Here is a 4,432-nt window from a genome sequence, read left to right as displayed (position 1 = left end):
CCCTTGAGCCAGGCGTTGCGGGCATGGACGATGAACACCTTGCAGCCGGCCTCGCTGACGGTGCCCACAAAGTCCCGCACAAATTCGTAACTTTCGGCTTTGTCGATGCCAATCCGATGCTTCACCGTGACYGGCACGCCGACCACATCCACCATGGCCTTGACGCAATCCGCCACCAGTTGGGGTTCTGCCATCAGGCAGGCGCCGAAAGCGCCCCGCTGAACCCGCTCACTGGGGCAACCGCAGTTGAGATTGATTTCGTCGTAACCCCACTGTTCACCCAGGCGGGCACAGTGCGCCAGATCGGCCGGCTCGCTGCCGCCCAGTTGCAAGGCTACGGGATGCTCTTCGGCGTTAAAGCGCAAATGACGCTCCACGTCCCCGTGAATCAGTGCGCCCGTGGTCACCATCTCGGTGTAAAGCAAGGCATGCCGCGACAGCAGGCGGTGAAAATGGCGGCAATGCCGGTCCGTCCAGTCCATCATCGGGGCAACGCTTAGCCGCCAGGGATGGCCTGGCAGTCCGGCAGAAGCACCGGGTAGGGGCGCAAGTGGTAATGGGGCTGACATAGCCCCATTTTCCCAGAAAGGACGCGCTCGCAGCCGCGCAGGGGTTTTGGCCCTGCGCGAAACCGCCTGACGCTGTCAGACCTCGGCGGTCTTGAACTCTTCCATAAGTTCCATTTTTCGCTGGCTCAATTCGTCGGCCAGTGCAACCAGATCAAGCTTGGACTTGCGGGCCTTGACGAACATTTCCTCGCGCTCCTCCTTGACGTGGTGGTCAATGTATTCACCCAGTACCGTCACGCGGGCGTCATACAGGTCGTCTTCCGGGTCCATGCCCGATATCTGGGCGATCAGGTCTTTGGCCGTGCTGTGCTCCACTTCCGCCTCGTCAAGCAGCGCGTCATCATTGATGGCCGCGCGAACCTGCGGATAAAAGATTTCTTCTTCAATTTGCGCATGAACCGTCAGTTCCTGGCAAATCTGATCGGCCACTTCACGCTTCTCCTCACCGGAGGCATCGCTGTCGCACAATTTCTTGAAGGTGGTGAACAGTTTTTTGACGGCGATGTGATCGGCGTCCAGCAGGTCTACGGCATCGTGCTTTTTGGGGAGTGCTTTGCTCATGGGGATCCTCTTTTGGGGTTAAGGGTCAGTCTGTTCTGATTAAAAAATAATGCGGCCGCAAAGGCCCGCCGCCCAACCAATTTAGGTGGGGGCCGGCACACGGTATGTGGGACACCCCGGAGCGCTGATGTAGGAATACAGGAAGCCGGCGGCGCCGGACAAAGCCTGTCGTTGCGCCACTGCAAAGACGGGCCAAAAATCGCGCTGAACAGTACGCTCCCATCCGGCAAGCGGGTAATATGGGCGCCACACACCCGGGCAGCTCAGGCCCTGAAGCGCAGGAAAAAATGACAACGACCATGCCGCACAGCCCCATCCCGAATCCTCGCGTCACCCTCTCGCACCGCATGCGCCCGATTGCCGCGCTGCTTCCGCTGGCACTGCTGGCCGCCTGTACTTCGGTAGCGCTCCCGCCATGGACACCGCCCTCCACACAACCTTCTGCGCCTCCTTCAGCCCCCACGCCAGCAGCGCAACGCCCCGCGCCCGCGCCCGCGAGCGCGGCTGTCCAGGTCTCGCCCGTCGCGCCCCCTGGAGCGCCCTCTCCTTCAGTAACTGCCAGCGAGCCGGAGCCTTACGGCGCCGCGGTTGCCGCACGTTTTCCAGCGCCCTCCGTGGTTTACAACACGCCAGGGTTGCAGGCCGGCCGCACCACGTTTACCACGCAGGCTGAAATCCAGGCCTGGTTGCGTGAACAGGCCTCGGCGGCGTCCCGCACACCTGGGATCAGGGCCGCCGTGCTGCCCATTGGCCGGTCGCAACGCGGTGAGACACTTGAAGCATTGGTTTTGACCCGCGCCGGCGGCACAGATCCCACAGTGCTGCAGTCGGCAGGCAAGCCGACGGTGCTGCTGGTAGGCCAGCAGCACGGGGACGAACCTGCCGGCAGCGAGGCGCTGCTCGTCATCGCCCGGGAGCTCGCGCAAGGCCTGCTGCAGCCTGCGCTGGACCGCATCAATGTGGTGATTGTTCCGCGTGCCAACCCTGATGGCGCGGCCAGCGGGCAACGCGCCACCACAGGTGGGCTGGACATGAACCGAGACCACCTGCTTCTGAACACACCGGAGGCCCAGGCGATTGCAAGGCTCGCCCGCGACTACAACCCTACGGTGGTAGTCGACGCACATGAGTACACGGTGGTGGGACGCTTCCTGCAGAAGTTCGGCACGGTGCAGAAGTTTGACGCGCTGTTCCAGTACTCGACCACTGCAAACCTGCCCGAATTTTTGACCAAAGCTGCGGAAGAGTGGTACCGGCGCCCATTGCTTGCCGCACTCAAGGGCCAAAACCTCACGGCCGAGTGGTACTACACCACCTCGAGCGACCTGGCCGACAAGAAAATCTCCATGGGCGGCACCCAGCCCGACACCGGTCGCAATGTATATGGCCTGAAGAATGCCATCAGCCTGCTGGTCGAAACACGCGGCGTGGGGATTGGGCGCATGCATATCCAGAGGCGCGTTCACACCCAGGTGACGGCCATCACCAGCGCGCTGGCCAGCACCGCCCAGCGCGCGAACGAGTTGCACCAGTTGCGCCCTTATCTCGACAAGGAAGTCAGCGCAAAGGCCTGCAAGGAAGAGGCCATCGTGGAGGCAGCGCCTACTTCCGCACAGTACGACCTGGCAATGCTCGACCCGGTTACCGGCGCCGACAAGACAGTCTCCGTCGACTGGGATTCCGCCCTCGCGCTGCGCAGCCTGAAAGCCCGCGCACGTCCGTGCGGCTACTGGCTGTCTGCCGCCTCCACCGTCGCTGTCGACCGGCTTCGGCTGCAGGGTGTCCAGGTGCTGCGCGTTGCCGAACAGGGCTCCATGCTCGGCGACAGCTACCGGGAAATTTCCAGCACCTCGGGCGAACGGCAGGATGTGCGGGGCGCCATTGCAGACAGCAAGGCCGTTCTGAAGGTGCAGGTCAGCCTGGCGCGCGGCGTGGTGGACGTGCCTCGGGGCAGCTACTACGTGCCACTCAACCAGCCACTGGGCAACCTGGTGCTTGCTGCGCTGGAACCTGACACCCAGAGCAGTTACTTCGCCAACCAGCTCCTGCAGGGCCTGCAAAGCACGGTGCGCGTGATGGCCGAGCCAAGCGTGAAGCTGGAAGAGCTGAACTAGCGGGCCAGCCCCATAGCAGGGGGCCTCGAAAAGCGCGGGGCTTATTTTCGCCAGCAAGGGCCACGGGACTGGCTTTGCCAGACCGCAGGCGCGGCGCCCTCCCGAGGGGCTGGAGCCCGCGGCTCCGAGCCTGCCAGCGCAGGATTGGACGGGCAACAGAGGCGAAGCGTCCTTCAAGCCGCGTCCTTCAAGGCCTCGCATCACACGAGGTGAAGAGTGTGGGGACTACATGGCATGGCTTGACGACCACGTCTTACAGGCGGAGGATGTTGTTGCTGACTGGAAATTCCGTATTTATGCGCGCTAATGTTTGTTGACGCAACATTGATGCATGAAAGGATCCGCCATGAAGAACTTTGAACTGACCAAAAAAATGCTGAGCATGGGCGGGGTGTTCTACCCCACCGGCTACGCTTTCATCATGTTCCCGGACTCCGAGGATGCCAAAAAGATCGCCCATGAGCTGGAAACGGCGAGCGACGGCGTGATGCTGCTGACACCGGATGACATTCTTGAAGATATCGGCAAGGTGGACGGCCATTCGGAGGTGAATCTGCCGCGTGTAGGGACTGAGGGCGCCACGGTCCACAAGTATGTGGACCTTGCGCGCGAAGGCCATCATGCGCTAATGATCCCGGCGCCATCCAAGGACGCCACGGAACGCATCATGGAAATTGTGCGGACAGTGCCATTTTCCTATGCGCAAAAATACCACAGCCTGGCCATCGAGGACCTCGAATAACGCCCGCACCCAGGACTTGAGCGGACACGCCGGATGCGAGGCGCCCGGCTTTTGAGGCACACTGCGCCTCATGCACCCGTCCAATCCATCCTTCACGAGCGCGCCGCGCGCCCGGCAACTGATTGAAGAGCTCAATCTCCAGCCCCACCCGGAAGGCGGCTGGTACCGCGAGGTGTTTCGATCTCCAAGGATCGTCACGCCGCAGGACGGAAGACCTGCGCGTAGCGCGCTGACCTCGATTTACTTTCTGCTCGAAACCGCACAGCACTCGCGCTGGCACTGCGTCCTTTCCGACGAGGTGTGGGTGCACCTCGAAGGCGCACCTCTCGATCTCTGGACGTGGGATGCCGATAACAACCGCCTGCACAGCACAACGCTGGGGCCCGCCAACGCAGCGACCGCCCCTCAGCACATTGTGGGTGCCGGCCTGTGGCAGGCAGCAAGGC

At 62.4% G+C, this 4,432-nt stretch carries 5 protein-coding genes; 3 read left to right on the top strand and 2 right to left on the bottom strand.

What is annotated here, in order from left to right; genetic code table 11:
* Positions 1-485, bottom strand: a 485-nt coding sequence (gene dusA / locus AC1D0Z_RS16525) for a tRNA dihydrouridine(20/20a) synthase DusA (protein WP_477659306.1), incomplete at its 3' end; no start/stop codon positions are given.
* A gap of 159 nt (positions 486-644) precedes the next feature.
* Complete coding sequence (locus AC1D0Z_RS16520) at positions 645-1,130, bottom strand: hemerythrin domain-containing protein (protein WP_477659305.1); 486 nt, start codon at positions 1,128-1,130, stop codon at positions 645-647.
* Between the two features lie 287 nt (positions 1,131-1,417).
* Here AC1D0Z_RS16520 and AC1D0Z_RS16515 point away from each other — a divergent pair, with 287 nt between their 5' ends.
* The 3 genes from AC1D0Z_RS16515 to AC1D0Z_RS16505 all read left to right on the top strand — a co-directional run.
* Positions 1,418-3,244 carry a M14 family metallopeptidase gene (locus AC1D0Z_RS16515; RefSeq protein WP_477659304.1) on the top strand — a complete coding sequence of 609 codons (1,827 nt, stop codon included), beginning with the start codon at positions 1,418-1,420 and terminating at the stop codon, positions 3,242-3,244.
* A gap of 346 nt (positions 3,245-3,590) precedes the next feature.
* Positions 3,591-3,986 (top strand): RNA-binding protein, encoded by a 396-nt coding sequence (locus tag AC1D0Z_RS16510; RefSeq protein WP_477659303.1) that lies wholly within the window; start codon positions 3,591-3,593, stop codon positions 3,984-3,986.
* A gap of 70 nt (positions 3,987-4,056) precedes the next feature.
* A partial coding sequence (locus AC1D0Z_RS16505) for a cupin domain-containing protein (protein ID WP_477659302.1) occupies positions 4,057-4,432 on the top strand: 376 nt, incomplete at its 3' end.

Source organism: Polaromonas sp. P1_E3 (assembly GCF_056405935.1).
Note: the sequence above shows the minus strand (reverse complement) of the source record. Positions and strands in the feature narration are given on the sequence as shown.

What these genes read in the sequence shown, in the direction of transcription:
- AC1D0Z_RS16510 (WP_477659303.1), top strand. Translation starts at nt 3,591, where the DNA reads ATGAAGAACTTTGAACTGACCAAAAAAATGCTGAGCATGGGCGGGGTG.
- AC1D0Z_RS16515 (WP_477659304.1), top strand. Translation starts at nt 1,418, where the DNA reads ATGACAACGACCATGCCGCACAGCCCCATCCCGAATCCTCGCGTCACC.
- AC1D0Z_RS16520 (WP_477659305.1), bottom strand. Translation starts at nt 1,130, where the DNA reads ATGAGCAAAGCACTCCCCAAAAAGCACGATGCCGTAGACCTGCTGGAC.